This is a genomic window from Acinetobacter sp. PC34, from assembly GCF_051789135.1.
In the GTDB taxonomy this organism is placed as follows: domain Bacteria; phylum Pseudomonadota; class Gammaproteobacteria; order Pseudomonadales; family Moraxellaceae; genus Acinetobacter; species Acinetobacter johnsonii.
The window spans coordinates 928,332-944,912 of record NZ_CP196664.1; the positions used below are offsets into that span (position 1 = coordinate 928,332).

The 16,581-nt window shown below is 41.8% G+C and carries 16 protein-coding genes, 2 tRNA genes and 1 pseudogene; 13 read left to right on the top strand and 6 right to left on the bottom strand.

From position 1 onward, the window contains the following. Window positions 1-102: 102 nt before the first annotated feature. The 3 genes from mgtE to ACSC9N_RS04535 all read left to right on the top strand — a co-directional run bounded on the left by mgtE (window position 103) and on the right by ACSC9N_RS04535 (window position 2,530). Complete coding sequence (gene mgtE, locus ACSC9N_RS04525; RefSeq protein WP_010327261.1) at window positions 103-1,449, top strand: magnesium transporter; 1,347 nt, start codon at window positions 103-105, stop codon at window positions 1,447-1,449. A gap of 115 nt (window positions 1,450-1,564) precedes the next feature. Next, window positions 1,565-2,158, top strand: a complete 594-nt coding sequence (locus ACSC9N_RS04530; protein ID WP_005400444.1) for a DUF4112 domain-containing protein — start codon at window positions 1,565-1,567, stop codon at window positions 2,156-2,158. A gap of 6 nt (window positions 2,159-2,164) precedes the next feature. Beyond that, window positions 2,165-2,530 carry a glyoxalase/bleomycin resistance/extradiol dioxygenase family protein gene (locus ACSC9N_RS04535; protein WP_010327259.1) on the top strand — a complete coding sequence of 122 codons (366 nt, stop codon included), beginning with the start codon at window positions 2,165-2,167 and terminating at the stop codon, window positions 2,528-2,530. 72 nt (window positions 2,531-2,602) lie between these two features. Here the strand turns inward: ACSC9N_RS04535 and htpX are convergent, their stop codons facing one another. After that, window positions 2,603-3,508, bottom strand: a complete 906-nt coding sequence (htpX, locus tag ACSC9N_RS04540) for a protease HtpX (RefSeq protein WP_004695643.1) — start codon at window positions 3,506-3,508, stop codon at window positions 2,603-2,605. A 117-nt stretch (window positions 3,509-3,625) separates the two neighbouring features. Continuing rightward, the gene (locus ACSC9N_RS04545) at window positions 3,626-4,498 is read right to left on the bottom strand and encodes a lytic transglycosylase domain-containing protein (RefSeq protein ID WP_029575084.1); all 873 of its coding nucleotides are present in this window, start codon (window positions 4,496-4,498) and stop codon (window positions 3,626-3,628) included. A 501-nt stretch (window positions 4,499-4,999) separates the two neighbouring features. Between ACSC9N_RS04545 and ttcA the strand changes: the two genes are divergently transcribed. Beyond that, a complete protein-coding gene (ttcA, locus tag ACSC9N_RS04550; protein WP_004695645.1) occupies window positions 5,000-5,923 on the top strand; it encodes a tRNA 2-thiocytidine(32) synthetase TtcA in 924 nt (307 codons plus the stop codon). Between the two features lie 227 nt (window positions 5,924-6,150). Then, window positions 6,151-6,534: an SCP2 sterol-binding domain-containing protein gene (locus tag ACSC9N_RS04555; RefSeq protein ID WP_004695646.1), complete on the top strand. Its 384-nt coding sequence runs from the start codon at window positions 6,151-6,153 to the stop codon at window positions 6,532-6,534. 68 nt (window positions 6,535-6,602) lie between these two features. On the opposite strand, the gene ACSC9N_RS04560 is transcribed toward ACSC9N_RS04555, so the two are convergent. Next, complete coding sequence (locus ACSC9N_RS04560) at window positions 6,603-7,715, bottom strand: transglycosylase SLT domain-containing protein (RefSeq protein WP_395475094.1); 1,113 nt, start codon at window positions 7,713-7,715, stop codon at window positions 6,603-6,605. Between the two features lie 365 nt (window positions 7,716-8,080). Between ACSC9N_RS04560 and greB the strand changes: the two genes are divergently transcribed. From greB to ACSC9N_RS04585, 5 genes are all read left to right on the top strand, one after another. After that, the gene (greB, locus tag ACSC9N_RS04565) at window positions 8,081-8,575 is read left to right on the top strand and encodes a transcription elongation factor GreB (RefSeq protein WP_004695648.1); all 495 of its coding nucleotides are present in this window, start codon (window positions 8,081-8,083) and stop codon (window positions 8,573-8,575) included. An 89-nt stretch (window positions 8,576-8,664) separates the two neighbouring features. Further along, window positions 8,665-8,754: transfer RNA gene (locus tag ACSC9N_RS04570), tRNA-Ser, on the top strand. A gap of 219 nt (window positions 8,755-8,973) precedes the next feature. Continuing rightward, window positions 8,974-9,063: transfer RNA gene (locus tag ACSC9N_RS04575), tRNA-Ser, on the top strand. 571 nt (window positions 9,064-9,634) lie between these two features. Next, entirely contained in the window at window positions 9,635-10,213 is a 579-nt protein-coding gene (locus tag ACSC9N_RS04580; RefSeq protein ID WP_010327255.1) for a TetR/AcrR family transcriptional regulator, read from the top strand. Further along, entirely contained in the window at window positions 10,210-11,115 is a 906-nt protein-coding gene (locus ACSC9N_RS04585; RefSeq protein WP_010327254.1) for a DMT family transporter, read from the top strand. The genes ACSC9N_RS04580 and ACSC9N_RS04585 overlap by 4 nt, the downstream gene beginning before the upstream one ends. Before the next feature lie 122 nt (window positions 11,116-11,237). On the opposite strand, the gene ACSC9N_RS04590 is transcribed toward ACSC9N_RS04585, so the two are convergent. After that, the gene (locus tag ACSC9N_RS04590; protein WP_058951683.1) at window positions 11,238-12,386 is read right to left on the bottom strand and encodes a DUF1624 domain-containing protein; all 1,149 of its coding nucleotides are present in this window, start codon (window positions 12,384-12,386) and stop codon (window positions 11,238-11,240) included. 169 nt (window positions 12,387-12,555) lie between these two features. On the opposite strand from ACSC9N_RS04590, the gene ACSC9N_RS04595 reads away from it, so the two are divergent. The 3 genes from ACSC9N_RS04595 to ACSC9N_RS04605 all read left to right on the top strand — a co-directional run bounded on the left by ACSC9N_RS04595 (window position 12,556) and on the right by ACSC9N_RS04605 (window position 14,590). Next, window positions 12,556-13,188: a TetR/AcrR family transcriptional regulator gene (locus tag ACSC9N_RS04595; RefSeq protein WP_010327252.1), complete on the top strand. Its 633-nt coding sequence runs from the start codon at window positions 12,556-12,558 to the stop codon at window positions 13,186-13,188. 3 nt (window positions 13,189-13,191) lie between these two features. Beyond that, on the top strand, window positions 13,192-14,169 hold the full coding sequence (locus ACSC9N_RS04600; RefSeq protein WP_010327251.1) for a zinc-binding dehydrogenase: 978 nt from the start codon (window positions 13,192-13,194) through the stop codon (window positions 14,167-14,169). A gap of 67 nt (window positions 14,170-14,236) precedes the next feature. Next, the gene (locus tag ACSC9N_RS04605) at window positions 14,237-14,590 is read left to right on the top strand and encodes a DUF1304 domain-containing protein (protein WP_010327250.1); all 354 of its coding nucleotides are present in this window, start codon (window positions 14,237-14,239) and stop codon (window positions 14,588-14,590) included. Between the two features lie 78 nt (window positions 14,591-14,668). Here ACSC9N_RS04605 and ACSC9N_RS04610 read toward each other — a convergent pair. Beyond that, window positions 14,669-15,363: pseudogene (locus ACSC9N_RS04610) on the bottom strand (pirin family protein). Between the two features lie 122 nt (window positions 15,364-15,485). Beyond that, on the bottom strand, window positions 15,486-16,547 hold the full coding sequence (locus ACSC9N_RS04615) for a hypothetical protein (protein ID WP_224216365.1): 1,062 nt from the start codon (window positions 16,545-16,547) through the stop codon (window positions 15,486-15,488). Between the last annotated feature and the right edge of the window lie 34 nt (window positions 16,548-16,581).

Consider the following 16,581-nt stretch of genomic DNA (forward strand, 5'->3'; position numbering starts at 1 on the left):
TAAGCAAAGCGAATCTTTAAGCCATGTAGGCCGAAAGGCCTGACATTTAAAGATCCTTTGCTATACTCGGACAGATAAAGAAAAACAATATTTGAGTGGTGTATGCCAAATCCGTCATTTTCACAGCAAGATTTCCAAGAGCAATTAAATCAGCCCGATAACCATGCTTTTATCCAAAGTTTGAAACAGTACAGCACTGCGGATTTGGCTGATATTTTAATGGGCCTGCCTATAAATGATCAAATTCGGCTATTGGAACAATTACCCCAAGCCAGTTATGTCTTTGAGTTTTTAGCATTAACCGAGCAGCAGCAGCTAGCAGCGCAATTGCCTCAGGCTTTGCTGGTGAAGCTACTGGCTCATATGCATTCGGATGACCGTACTGATTTATTTCAAAGCTTGGCACAAGAGGTTCAAGGTCAGATTTTTCCGCAGCTAGATGCGCATGTTCAAGCCCAGCTGAATGATTTAATGCACTATCCAGCTGAGTCTGCGGGTGCAATTATGAGCACTGAAGTCATTACGGTACATGCCGAAATGACCATGCAACAGTCGATTCAACATATACGACAGCATGCAGCGGAAAGTGAAACTTTATATCTCATCTATGTGACCGATGCCTCGCGTTATTTACACGGGGTGATTTCGCTGCGGCAAATTATTCAGTCTCCGCCTGAGCAATTGATTGGACAGGTTATGACCAGTCATGTCATTACGGGTTTAGTCAGTGAGGATCAGGAAAGTATTGCACAGAAACTGGCTCATTATGATTTTATGGCTTTGCCCATTGTCGATGAGCAGCAGCGTCTATTGGGGATTGTGACTTATGACGATGCAATGGATGTGGTGCAACAAGAAACCACAGAAGATATTCTAAAAAGTAGTGCGGTTGCGGCCAGTCCGCAGATGAGTATTAAAACGGCTCCAATCCTATTACTGTATCAGAAGCGGGTGTTTTGGTTGGTGTTTCTGGTTTTTGGTAGTTTACTCTCGGGACTAGGAATTGCACACTTTGAAGACTTGATTGCGGCACATATCGTTTTGGTATTTTTCCTTCCTTTACTGGTGGGAAGTGGGGGAAATGCGGGGTCACAGTCCGCCACTTTAATGGTACGTGCACTGGCAACTGGCGACGTACATTTTAAAGACTGGTTTTATTTGCTAGGGCGTGAAAGTCTGGTTGCGCTGTGTCTAGGCGGAACTATGGCAACAGCTGTTTCCATTTTGGGCTATTTCCGTGGGGATATTCTGGTCGCTGTAGTATTGGCACTGAGTATGATGGGCATTGTGTTGATGGGTTGTTTGATTGGTATGAGTCTGCCGTTTATCTTAAACCGCATGAAACTCGACCCCGCCAGTGCATCCGCACCTTTGGTCACCTCAATTTGTGATGCGTCAGGCGTGGTGGTATATCTGCTGATTGCATCGCAAATTCTGACCTTGTCTTAAGCTTATAAGCTATTGTTTCAGCACAAAGTTAGCACAGAAAAAAGTCATGAAAAGCAGCATAATTCAGTGGTTTTATGATGTTAATGTGGTTGAAATGATGGAGGTCAGTAACAACATGCCTGAACCCTTAGAACAAAAAAAAATGAGCCAGCAAGATGTCATTCGTTTAGAGCGTGATTTGGCCAAATATGCCAATATGATGGATTCTGTGGTGCGTATCCCGTTCACCAAGCAGGGGGTCGGTGCAGATGCTGCGTTGAGTACTGTTCCGATTGCTGGGGATATCGCAGGTTTTGCCCTAACGTGTTATGCCATTTATAAAGCCAAGCAAATTGGTGTACCGCAAGAGAAATTGAGTCCAGTATTGAAGCTGGCTATGATTGATGCCGTCGTCGGTTTTATCCCTGTTCTAGGGACACTGTTTGATATTTTTATACGTCCGAGTCGTAAAGCACTGGATGTGGTTCATGACCATATTCGGGAAGAATACCAAATCCATTCAGAGCATCATGTGACTCATCCTTTTCTCCATGAAAAATTGGAAAAGAAACAGCAACAGTCCGCATTTTGGCGAAACCCAGTAGTGGCATGGCTTTGGCTACACATCCCCGATTTGTTTGGCCTGATCTTTTTGGTGTGTTTTATGGGCTTATTGTGGTGGGGTGGTAGTGTGATGTGGCATTGGTTACAGGGACTAAACTTAGGATAGCCACTCATGAAATTTGAAGGTCAGATTACGGCAAATTTGCCATCGATTGATTTAGCGCGCACCGCTTCATTTTACCAAGGCTTGGGCTTTAATCTGGTTTATCAGTCCGCAGAGTGGATGATTCTGCGTTTGGGCGAAATGACACTGGAATTTTTCCATCATCCGCATTTAGACCCAAATAGTTCATGGCATAGTGCCTGTATTCGCGTAGCGGAGATTCAACCCTATTATGAATACTGGTCTAAAGTGAATTGGTCGTTGTGGGAAAGAGCTCGTATGACCGATATTCAGGATTTTGACGAGATCCGCCAGTTTTGCATCATTGACCCAAATGGCAGTTTATTACGCTGTATCCAAGTGACGATTGAATAAAAATGTTCTGTTATGCCGAGTCACAAAAAAGCCTCCAAGTGGAGGCTTTTTAAAATCTTGTGAACGAATTATTTATGGACAATCGAGCTGTTGTAAAGCAGCAACACGTTGTTCAATCGTCGGGTGGGTTTGGAACAATGCGGCTAAACTAAAGCCTTGTTCTTGACCTGCCGCGATTGCAAATGCTTTCATTTCTTTAGGCATCGCATCTGGAAGTTGTGACTCCGCTTGTAAGCGTAACAAGGCTGAAATCATTGCTTGTTTGCCTGCAAGACGCGCGCCTGCTTCATCTGCACGATATTCGCGGTAGCGGGAGAACCACATCACGATTGCAGAAGCTAAAATACCAAAGACAATATCAAGTACGATGGTAATGGCAAAATAAGCTAAACCTGGTGCTTCACCGTCTTCACGACCAAAAACATTACGGTCAATAAAATCACCTGCGACACGTGCAAAGAACATCACAAAGGCGTTCACTACACCTTGAACGAGCGCCAAAGTCACCATGTCACCATTGGCGACGTGACCAATTTCGTGAGCCAAAACTGCACGAAGCTCGTCTTTATTCATACGCTCAAGTAAGCCGGTAGAAACTGCAACTAATGCATCGTTCTTGTTCCAACCTGTAGCAAAAGCATTAGATTGGTAAGACGGGAAAATACCGACTTCTGGCATTTTAATACCAGAACGTTGCGCCAATTGAGCGACTTCTTGTAACAACCATGCTTCAGCTTGGTTGCGCGGGGCATTTGGGTCAATTAACTCTGTACCAGTTGTTTTTTTCGCCATCCATTTTGACATGAATAGAGAAATCATTGAGCCAACCATACCAAAGACAAAACAGATAACCAGTAGGTTACCTAGATTTAAGCCACCCGCGCCATGGTAACTACCGACACCGAAGAGTGACAAGATAATGCCAGCTACAACCAGTACCGCGAGGTTGGTTAGCAAGAACAAACCAATCCGCATCATTGAGAAAATCCTCTTATAATAAAAAAATAATCTGATTTATAAATCGAAAATCATTGATCTCAATATGAGGTGAAACTCTTCAAAATTCAAGAAAAAATAATAAAACTGCTATAAAAATTATTCTGAAATTTGAATGCGGGCAGAGGCGGTTGCATTGGCTGTGGCATAGGAACCCGGCGCATCAGTAAAACTGCCATCGGCTGCGAGGATAATTTGACGTGAAGGTGCGCTACGACTCACACTGAGTTGCGTGCTTGGAGAAGAGTCTGCATCGTAATGTGCAGATTGTGCAATGACTTGAGCATTGGCCGGTGTGCTATTTGAGCCTGGAGAAATGTTGATCCCCCCTGCATATAAATTGCTATAACGGCTACTCACCCGGCGAACATAGTCTTGAGTTTCACGGAAGGGTGGAATACCGCCGTACTTTTGTACATTGCCTTCGCCAGCATTGTAGCCTGCAAGCGCAAGACTGGTGTTGCCGTTAAAGCGTTTCATCAGCCAAGCCAAATACTTGGCACCTGCATTTATGTTCTGCTGTGGATCATATGCATTAGAGACATTAAAGCGCCGTGCTGTCGCAGGCATGAGTTGCATAAGCCCCTGAGCCCCAACAGGTGAGCGTGCGTTGACATTAAAGCCTGATTCGGTATGCATAACCGCTTTAATTAAGCCTTCAGAAACGCCATGGGTTTGAGCCGCTTGGCGAATAATGTGGTCAAAAGCATTTTTGTTACGACTATAACTGGGCAACACGGAAGATTCAGAAGCCCCCCAGTTACTATAACTATGGATATTACTGTCTGGATAATAAGTTTTCTTTTCGACTTTTAAGTTGCTATAACGACTTTGTTTATTGGTTAACAAGGTCGTTCCGTTGGAATCTCTCAATTGGTAGATGGTTTGACCCGCGTGACAATCTAGTGCCATGAACGAAATCGTCATACACCCCAAAACGTAAAAACGACTCAAAAGCAGCTTATTTTTCATTATCTATTATTAATCGTAAAAAAATCGATTTCAGTGACTAGAAATGAGTTTAGCAAAAAAAGAACCGTCTGAAACTATTTTAAGTTCAAAAATCCATGTCTTTGTAAAAATCAAGTCAAATTGTTGAGCAAGTAATCAAAAAAAATAATTAATTTATTTTTAATGAGGATTGCTTGACTGGGTTAAGTTATTGAAATTTAATAGTAAATAAATTGATCAAAAAATGATCAATTTAAATAGAAGCCTTAAAGAGTGGGGGGAACACCCTGTCAAGTCGATTAGAATCCACAAAGTTATCCCCAGCTTTTGTGGAAAAATGTGGAAAAGTCCAAAACATAAGCAGTTCAGCTAAAATATGAACGCAATCGTTCAAAGTTAAACCGATTTCAATACATGAATATGACAGCAATGACAATTCATGAGAATTTACATTCTTTAGGTGCGAGATGGCTGTGAATCGGATAAAATTGCGCGGTATTTTTTTTTAGGTTTAACTCGTCTATGTTCTCGCCAGTTGAGTCCAATCAGGGATTTAATTTTAAACCAGAACTACCCACTAGCTCTGCGTATTATCGTTTGTTGAAAAAGTTACGCCGTCAGGTGGGTCATGCTATTCGCGATTTTAAAATGATTGAAGAAGGCGATAAAGTGATGGTCTGCATTTCCGGTGGTAAGGACAGTTATACCTTGCTCGATATTATGTTGCAGTTTAAACGCATTGCACCGATCAATTTTGATGTGGTGGCTGTGAATTTGGACCAGAAGCAACCCGGCTTCCCTGAGGACGTATTACCACGTTATTTAGAAGAGAATAATATTCCCTACTATATCTTAGAAAAAGACACCTACAGCATCACCAAACGTTTAACGCCTGAAGGCAAAACTTACTGTGCAGTTTGTTCACGCTTACGCCGTGGCTCTTTATACGGCTTTGCGCAAGAAATTGGCGCGACCAAAGTGGCGTTGGGCCATCACCGTGATGATATCTTGGCGACTTTCTTCTTGAACTTATTTCATGGCGGCAGCTTAAAGGCGATGCCTCCTAAATTGTTATCGTCAGATAAAAAGAACATCTTGATTCGCCCACTGGCTTATGTGGAAGAAAAAGACATCATTAAATATGCGGAAATGCGTCAGTTCCCGATTATTCCGTGTAACTTGTGTGGTTCTCAGGAAAATCTGCAACGTGCCATGTTAAATGACATGTTGCGTGAGTGGGATAAAGCACATCCAAAGCGTCTACACAGTATTTTTGGTGCCTTGCAAAATGTGTCACCATCGCAGCTGGCGGATCGTGAGCTATTCGACTTTGAAGCGTTAGATAGCGAACGTGAATTCGACTTTAAAGGTGAAAGTTGTTCAACAGAAGATGAACCGGAGAACAAACGTATTAACATGGTTAATCTTGGCTTTGCAGCAGACTAATTTTGTCAGTTAGGCCAATGCAAAACACCAATCAATGATTGGTGTTTTTTTTATGTGGATGATTTTGATAAACTTTGTATAAGAAATATAAAATATGAACGGTACGTACAAAAAACTTTAGGCACATGTAGGATATACATGCTATAACAATCTGCGAGCGTATTTAGCTTCACAATGATGCCGTCTGGATAGGCAGCACACAACGAACAAAGAATTGAGGAAACATCATGCCTGCTTTTTTAACTGATGATTGGTTTTCAACTGTAGAAACATTAACTGCTCAAGCGGGGAATTTGAACCTGCCGCCAGCACTTGCGAATCTTGCAATTAACTTAGTTGTTGCTGACAATGCGGGTAATACCGAATTATCTTTAGATGGTGGCGCAATTAAAAAAGGCTTGTCTTCAAACGCGAAAACAACCTTGAACATGGATGCTGAAACACTACGTAAAGTGTTCCTTGAGTTTGATATGGCTGCAGCAATGCAAGCGTTCATGACGGGTAAAATAAAAGTTCAAGGCGATATGTCACAGTTGATGGCATTGCAAACAGCGAAACCAAGCCAAGAGCAAAAAGATTTATTTAAGAAAGTGCTTGAGCAAACAGCTTAAGTGTTCTGAAATAAAAAAAAGCTTACCTTTATAGGTAAGCTTTTTTTTATGCCGATAGAGATGATCTTTTAGATATTGACCAGCTGCGGCGTGGTTTTAATGTGCTCAAGATAAGCACGGATACGTGTCACATACTGTAGTGCTTGACGGTAACGGCCATTCTTCGCTTGGTTCTGTTGTAAGTAAGCATACAAATTGAGCCAGTTATTTGGGTCTTGACCTTGTGCCTGAATGCGTTTTTGAATCTGATTCACCGCACCCGGTCCCATATTGTACGCAACCAGTGCATACCAGTTCCGGTCAGGAAAGGGGATATCATCATAGCGACTCAGCATTTGGTCGTAGTACTTGGCACCACCTTGAATGCTTTGCGCTGGATCGGTACGGTTACTCACACCCATGGCTTTGGCTGTGCTATTGGTCAACATCATCAAACCACGAACACCCGTGGGAGAAACAGAGTTCGGTTTAAGATAAGACTCTTGATAACCAATCGCTGCCAATAAGTGCCAATCTAAATCGTACTTTTGCGCTGTGCTTTTAAAACTGGCCTTATAGATTGGCATACGCTGACGCAAATCGCGTTGAATCGTATTCCAGTTTTCAGGCTTCACGACATTACGGTTGTAAAAAGAGGCCAATTGACCAATTGAACCAGATTGTTTACCACGGCAGACAAATCCGCTCGCCGTTTGCGTTAATGGATCATTCGCATGTTTAAACACCCAGTTCAGTTCAGTATTGAGGCCATTTTTACGTAAAACGTTTAAATCACCACAAGTTGCAGAAAAGGTTGCGAGACTTTTTTGTTCAATCGTTTGAACACTTGCCGTCGTCATTGCAAAATTTGCTTTGCCCTGTGCTACCCATTTCAGTGCTGTAGCGTTATCGGGGACGGTTTTGAAGTCTAGCTTTACATTTAAGCTGTCTGCATAGTTACGTGCAAGGTCATAACCAAAACCATGCAAATGCTGACCATCTTTAAAAACGGTCGTTGGGTTTTCCACTGAAACGACAGTCAATTTATTATGTTTGACGACGTTATCATACTGGTAGGTCTTACTTGCATTAATACTATGAAATGGAATTAACAAAGTACTTAAAGCAAGGGCTTTCAACGGGAGAGAGAAAGTTAATGAATTAAGGCAAAGCCTCGATCCAGAAGTTGAACTACTGTGCATGTTGTCTCCGCTACAAGTAATTTATGCCCTAGAACGCAAAGGCAAAAACATGCCTTAAAACGAGTTCAAGTTGTCTAAATTCAATAAGAGGTTGGGCATTCATGACGTCATTCAAAATGACATGGGATTAAGAAGATTATGTAGAAAAACTACATAGATTAAAAAATAGGCAACTAATTTAAGATGTGCGCATAATATATAGCAATTTTAAAAGTGTCAAATTTTGTGCAGTATTTTTTAGAAAAATGTAACATAACGATTTAATTTAATTCAGGAATTTATTTTATAAACTTCTGTTGTGGAGAAATAAGGGATAAAATAATCCTTTGTTGTAAATCAATAAGCAGATTTAGACGGCATTCATCATGAAATCAAACTTAATTACACGTGCAGGTCACGACAAATTGGTGGCGGAATTAAAGCAGCTTTGGCATGAAGAACGCCCTGAAATTACCAAGAAAGTAAACTGGGCGGCGAGCCTTGGTGATCGTAGTGAAAACGCGGATTATCAGTACAACAAACAGATCTTACGTAAGATTGATCGACGGGTTCGCTACTTGGGAAAACGCCTCGAAGAACTTCGTATTATCGACTTTTCTGAAGAGCAGGCTGGCAAGATTTATTTTGGCGCTTGGGTCGAAATTGAAAATGACGCAGGGGAACAAAAAACCTTACGCATCGTCGGAGTAGATGAAATTTATGATCATCACCCGCAGCACATCTCTATCGACTCGCCGATGGCACGTGCTTTACTGTCCAAACAAGTCGATGATGAAATTGAAGTGTTGACGCCAACTGGAAAAAAACACTGGTATGTCAATTCAATTCGTTATGACAGACCTGAAAGTTCAGAGAACTAAAAGATTTTGTTTTAATTTTAGCCACTTGGTGTGATTTTTGAAGAAAAGTATTTGCCAAGTAGATTGAATGTTTATATGATGTCGCCCATGGAAGCGTGGCAGAGCGGTTTAATGCACCGGTCTTGAAAACCGACGAGGGTGTGAGTCCTCCGTGAGTTCGAATCTCACCGCTTCCGCCAAATTCAAAAAACCCTGACTAAGTCGGGGTTTTTTTATGCCTTTTTTAAATTAATTTCTAAAAGATGCCAGAGTTATCGCTCATTTTTCCGGGATATGCAGGCTGTAAAGTTAATATCTTATTGAGATTGAACATTTTTTAGCTGAATAGTGGCTTTTTGAAGGCCGTGAGATGAAAAATATTTGCCAAAAAATATTTTTATTTATATGATAGCGCCCATGGAAGCGTGGCAGAGCGGTTTAATGCACCGGTCTTGAAAACCGACGAGGGTGTGAGTCCTCCGTGAGTTCGAATCTCACCGCTTCCGCCAAATTATTTTTAAATACAAATTAAAACGAATCATTAATCGATAACCCAAGTTTAAGTTGGGCCATTACGTCAAGTAGTGTGGGGAACACCACATAAATCGGCAGTGATCAAATTCTAAAAAAAGCAGTCAGACCTTTTCTTGCTGCTTTTTTTATTTAAGGTATTGAAGTCTTCTTTTATAGTATTCAGCTATAGCTTGAGTTGTCCAACTCGATCCTTTTTTAGATTCACTATTCGTTTCAGACAAGCAATTATAGAGACTATGCAGTTGTACTGTGTAGCAGTCATTTTTGTAGATCAGTTTTTTAATTTCATCTGAGCGGTTTTGAGCACGCGTTGTTCAGCCTATATAGCAACTCATTGTATATAAGTTGGAACTACATATGCTGTGTAAAAGTATAGAGCGATTGTTCTGTTTCGCTTTTTATCCACCGCCATTGTAATGGGGTGATTGAAGGGTATTCTCCCGTATTTGATTCATCTGATATTTCCTCCATTAAATAAGCAAAGGTGACTTGTATATTTTTACAGATTCTATAGATTAGGTAGATCGGTCTACTTAGTTGAGTGTGATGAATACCAAAACTGCGAAACAGAAAATTTTAGATGCAGCCGCGATTTTGTTTTATAACGATGGCATCACCAGTACAGGGATTAATAGCATTACCGATAAGGCCAAAGTTGCTAAAATGTCCTTATATAATAATTTCGCGACTAAGGCTGACTTGATCACTTCTTATATAGAAGCACGGCATCAAGAGTGGTTAGATTTGTATGCGCTTCGAAACCAACAAGCCCATACCCCTATTGATAAAATTGTCGCGGTTTTTGAAGCCTATCAAGACCATGCCGAGTTTGCCTATGAAAAAGGCTTTCGGGGCTGTGGTTTGTTGAATGCTGCTGCTGAGTTCCCAGCGCACAGCGCCGAGCGCTTGGCTGTGAAAGCGCACAAGGATGAAATTGAAAACATTATCTCTACACAGCTTGCCCTTATCATTTCGGACGCAGACAAGGTCAAACAAATGGCTTTGTTGTTGTCTTTTATTCTAGAGGGATCGATTGCGCGAGCAGGCTTGGAAAGCTCGAGTGAAAAAGTACAAGCTGCAACAGCGATGGTGAAAATACTTTTAACACAGGAAATCAGTACGTGAATCAGTCTGTTTCTGCGGTACCGAATTATGGTTTTATCACGGTGCTGTTCGCTGCTTTTCTATGGGGAACGACGGGCACAGTGGCATCTTTTGCACCTAATTTGAGTCCTTTGGCTATTGGCGCTGCTGCGATGGGTGGTGGTGGACTGTTACAGGCACTTTTGGCGCGAAAAAGTATTATCTACCATCTGGTACATGTCAAAGCCAATGTTGTGATGCTCGGTGTAGGCGTAATTGCGGTTTTTATTTATCCTTTGGCCTTTTATTCATCGATGCACTATGCAGGCATCACCATTGGTACGGTCGTGTCGATTGGTACGGCGCCTTTATTTACCGCACTTTTAGAAAGGGTATTTGATCGAAAAGAACTTTCGATGACATGGCTGATGAGTTTTGTATTGGGGGTGACGGGCGTTGCGCTACTTTCTCTCGGGGAATCACATGCTGTAGCAACCATGGAGCATTTGTCCCAAAATCGACCAATGTTGGGTATTGCTTTAGGGGCGGTTGCGGGATTGACCTATGCTTTATATTCTTGGGCGGCAAAACGAATGATTGACCAAGGAATGGATGCAAAAGCGTCTATGGGGCTCATCTTCGGACTTGGTTCTTTATTATTACTTCCGACTTTATGGATAACGGGTTCAAACTTGTTTGAAGAAAACATCAACCTTTATGTCGTAGGTTATATGATGTTGATCCCCATGTTTTTAGGCTATGTTTTATTTGGATATGGCTTAAAAACCGTGCCTGCCAGTAAAGCTATTACTTTGACCTTGTTTGAGCCTTTGATTGCCGCTGTATTTGCAATCCTGTTGGTGGGAGAACAACTTGCACCAATCGGCTGGATTGGGATGGTTTTAATTTCAATCTGCTTAGCATTGCAGACTAAAGCAAAGTAAATTTTTTGCTTCAGACATTCGTTGGCGCATAAAGCATAATTGCTGGGTGTCGGGAAATCTGATGCCTAGTTGGACTAAGCATCAATCTTGTTTCAGTGAAATTGGCTATACACCTTAAATCCTTAGAGGTATTTAAGAATGCGAATGTGTTTGTTTTTATGTTTAAAGGCTGAGAATTTCAACATCAACGGATAGAAAGCCACAGTTAAAATAATCGAAATGAGCCAGAGGGTGGAGACATGATCGACGCCGAAGTATTCGCCATGGGTCGTGCCAAACAGTGCGACTGCAATGAGATAGAGGGCTTTCAGCACATATAAGTGTACGATATAGAAAAACATCGGCACGGAACCAAAGACAATCAAGGGCTTGATCCAAGGTTTACTTTCAACCTTTTGAAGTAACACTAACAGGATTAAACCTAGTCCGACATTCCACAAAATAAACAGCAGCGATGGCGGATACTTGGTCAGATTTAAAAAACTCATAACGGTTTCAGTGCTGGTCGGCATGACTGACCATGCTTGGTCGCCATAGAGATTGATCATTCTTAAAACGATAAATAAACTAATACTGGCAAGCCCGAAGCCTAACAAGATTTGATTTCTTTTCGCGACATCATGTGTACTGTTAAATACAGTATGACCGATGCAATAGCCGAGGGTAATCACCCCAATCCAAGGCAGTACTGGGTAGGAGGTTCTAAAGCGAATCAGATCTCCAAATTCGATCCAACCACGTTCATGCAAAATAAACCACAGATTTTGCAGGATAGGTATTTGTGAAAATGACACTTGATCCAGTGCATTATGTCCAAAAATAATGCTGAGACTGATCACCCAGAGCCATTTTTGCGATAGCCCAATCAAGCCTGCTAAAACCACCATACTGAGACCAATGGCCCAAATCACTTGTAAATAGATGACATCGGGCGGGAACTGTCCAGTCCAAGCGAAATTGATAATGATCAGTTCGAGAAAAATTAGAAATAGACCGCGCTTGAGTAAAAATTCACGGGTCATTTGAACACTGTTGTTTTTTGCTTGGTAAAGATAAGCCGATAAGCCTGTTAAAACCACAAAAACAGGGGCACATAAGTGAGCCAAGATCCGGCTAAAGAAAAGGGATTCTTCGGTTCCTGGAATCAGCATCGGGTCGGGGACTTGCTGGTGCAGATAAAAAGTTTCTCTGACATGGTCGACCATCATAATCAGAATAACCAATCCTCTGAGGGCGTCAATCGCTTGTAAACGTTGTGAAGGTGTAGACATAAGATGAATTAAAAACTAATGTTATGGTATAATGTAACATCTATTTCAATCATTTATATCTAAAATTTAATCAGTAAAATTTATATGCAATCCAATGGTTCGAGATGAAGTATCGAAAAGATGCATTATTTTATAGACGACTGGTCTATTATTAATTTATAGTGTGGATATGAAACGATCAGATAAAAGTGAAGCAACACGACTACACATTTTAAATAGCAGTTTTCAACTGGTGTTACATAAAGGTTTTGTCGGAGTGGGCTTACAGGAAATTCTAAAGAATTGTGATGTACCAAAAGGTTCATTCTATTATTACTTTGCTTCGAAAGAGGCTTTCGGCTGTGCGCTACTTCAGCAGTATCTAGCCGACTATAAGGTCAAAATCGATCAGCTGATACAGCAAGAACAGCGAAGCGCCTATGCAAGCCTCGTGGCACTTTGGCAAGCATGGATTGATAACCCATCACATATTGAAAGTGATGTTGAACATCATAGCGATGGGGGATGGGCGGAGAATTGTTTGATCGTCAAATTGGCAGCAGAAGTCTCAGATTTGTCTGAAGATATGCGTCAGATTTTGAACTTCGGGGTGCGTAAGTTAACAGAACGTATTTCGGGTCTAATCCAAGCAGGGCAGCAAGACGGTTCAATTCCAGCGCATATTGACGCTGAAAAAATGGCACAGACGATGTATCAACTGTGGTTGGGGGCAGCTTTATTGGCAAGACTGGCCCGAAATAAGCAGCCCCTTTACCTTGCTTTGGAAACCACCCAACAACTATTACAACCGATAAAGGAATAGCAAATGCAAAGTATTATTCATCACCATTTTGGTGAACCTGTTGAAGTCTTGGAAGCTGCGGATATGCCGCAACCTGAACCGAAAGCGGGTGAAGTGCGTATTAAAATGATTCTATCGCCAATGCATAACCATGATGTGTGGACAGTGCGTGGCAGTTATGGTTATAAACCGACACTGCCTGCAATTGGTGGCAGTGAAGCTGTGGGTGTAATTGATGCGCTTGGTGAGGGTGTACAAGGCATATCGGTAGGGCAGCGTGTAGCGGTTGCAGGAATTCATGGCAGTTGGGCTGAGTATTTTATTGCACCAGCGCATGGTGTCGTGCCTTTAACTGATGCGATTGATGATGAAACGGCAGCTCAGTTGATTGGGATGCCGATCAGTGCACTGATGCTTTTAGATTTTATCGACTTGCCAGCAGATTCTTGGTTGATTCAGAACACTGCCAATGGTGCAGTGGGTAAAACCGTGGCAATGATTGCAAAAGCGCGTGGTCAAAAGGTCATTCATTTGGTTCGCCGTACTGAGGCTGTAGCTGAAATGCAGGCTTTAGGCATTCAAAATGTGGTGGCAACAGACCAAGCCGATTGGAAAGAACAAGTCAAAGCGATTCATGCAGATCAGCCATTGATTGCGGGTGTAGACTCCATTGGTGGTCAGGCCAGTGGTGAAATGTTGGCTTTACTGAGTGAAAATAGTCTATTGGTTTCATTTGGTAGCATGACGGGTGAGACCATGCAGATTTCTTCGGGAGATCTGATTTTTAAACAAGCTACAGTTAAAGGTTTTTGGGCGAGTGTGGTGAATAAGCAATTATCTGCTGAACGCAAAAAGGCGTTAATTGTGGAGTTATTGACGCTTGCTGCACAGAAAAAATTACTGCTGCCTGTTGAAGGTATCTTCAGCTTTGCACAAATTAAAGATGCTGCACTGAAAGCGACGCAAGGCGCACGTCAGGGTAAAGTACTTTTGAAACCTTAACTGTTTTCGACCTAGATCAGCTGTGAAGCTGATCTAGCATCATTCATCAAAAATAAGGATAAAGCGTATGATGGGACAAATTTTGATTGCTTTAATTGCACTGTTGCATGTGTATATTTTAGTTTTAGAGATGTTTTTATGGGATAAGCCCTATGGTTTAAAAGCCTTTGGCAATACGCCTGAAAAAGCACAGCTGACCAAAGTCATGGCGAAAAATCAAGGCTTATATAATGGTTTCTTGGCTGCAGGTCTATTTTGGGCGCTATGTGCACCTGAAACTTACGCACTACCACTGGCCAATTTCTTTTTAGGCTGCGTTTTGGTTGCTGGTATTTATGGTGGCCTGACCGCCAGTAAGAAAATTATCTACATTCAAGCCTTACCTGCTGCTGTAGCATTACTTGCGGTGAATTTTCTCTAAGCCAAGGGAAAAAAGCTGCTTGAGTTTTGTATTAAAAAGCCAACGTCTAGACGCTGGCTTTTTAATATGAGTGATGACTTATTTGCCTTCAGGCAAATCAAACCAAATCACTTGTGCATCTTCCACAGCTTTAACATTGCTTGCTTCTAAGAAAGCAATTGCGTCACCTGCATGAAGAGTATGTTCTGCAATTTGGATTGAGCCTGAAATTACATGCACATAGTTAATATGCTGTGTAGCTTTAACTTCTAGCATTTGATCTTTTTCAATCACAGCTGTTTTGACTTCGGCATTTTGACGAATATGCATTGCAGCATTGTCATTTGGGCCACAAATCGCATGCCATTGATTTGGCTGCTCATGCGGATCAAGACGAATCTGTTGATAGTTTGGCGCTGCATCTCTTTGATTTGGGGTAATCCAAATTTGTACAAATGTACTGGCTCATCACCCTGATTCATTTCGCTGTGCTGCACACCCGTACCTGCACTCATCAGTTGCCATTCACCTGCTGAAATACCACCATGGTTGCCCATGCTGTCTTTATGGGTGATGGTGCCTTTGAGTACACAGGTTAAGATTTCCATATTGTCATGGGGGTGTTGCCCAAAACCTTGATGACCCGCGATCACGTCGTCATTGATGACACGTAAAGCACTTACGCCCATATATTTAGGGTTATACCAACTACCAAAAGAAAAGCTATGTTTCGACTCTAGCCAGCCGATATTGACATGACCACGGTCTTGACTGCGATGAATGAAAGCATCCATTTTGAACTCCAATCTTATTTTTAATCTATGGAGTAATTTTAGCGTTTTATATTTATCGCTAAAATAGTGAATTTGCAATGTTGCGTTTCAATATTGGAATGATTAAACACAACATTGCAGCCTTAGTTTAAATCACAATACCGTACGCGGAAATCTTTCCAGACGTAGTTTTTGCCTTGCGCATATTCAGCTAAAAATTGTTGATGTAGATTCGGCTGCTGTTGCATCCAGTCATTGCCCCATTTCACACCGAGTGGAGCCGCTTTGTCCTTAAAAACAAAATAGTCATCAAGGCAAGTACTGCTTTCAACGGAGAGTGGTACATCTTGATCATCGAGATAATTTTCATAATTAATCGAGTTCGGTGAATTCTTTAAGAACACTTTGTCACTGGCGGTGAGCAGAATTTTTTGTTCAAAGTGCTTCAATTGACCTTGTTTGTATTCATAACGGGTTTCAATGTTATAAGGATGCACGGTTTGGTAGTCGCCCGGGGACTTGGTGCTGTATTCAAGTATTGCATGATTATAATCTGATAAGTCTTCATCCCATTTGGGGCCAAAACTCATTCCATCTTCAATGATTGGAGCCACAAATTGCACGCGGTGGAGCTGTTTGCCCTTCGTGTCGATTTCAATAATTTCATAGCTGTATCGGTAGCGATTGTTGGCATAGGTGGCGTTCATGGCCGCATTGGCTTTTAACTCTGTAGGAGTATAGGCATAGCGAGTACGAAAAATCAGTGCGAGATGCTTCGCGACGGGCATAATCGAAAACAACTCATGATTTTTGACTGTATTGTCGAGTTGAGGCTGTAGGGTGATTTTTTCTCGATTTTCAGCATAAGCCTCGCCTATTGAAAAAACTGCCGAGTGGGGCTGGTTTAAATAAAGTAGTTTAGGCTTTGCTCCTGTTCGAATCGCGTAATAGTGAATCGGAGATTTACCTGCGATGACGTAATAGCGTGCATTCAAAAGAGGCTCTCTGAGACTGTCTTCCTCTGGAATGTATTGGGGATGGCGGATTTTTTCATGATCATTCAGACTGTCAAATGGATAGTCAGATTCCACCGCATAAGCAGAAGCATCCACGCTGGTCACGATTTCTTGATCTAATTCGGCAAAGCTATAAGGTGAGAAAAACAGTAAGCAGGCCACGGGCAGTATTATTTTTAAAGCGTTCATCGTCATTCTATGTTGTTATAATTTAAAAAAGGTG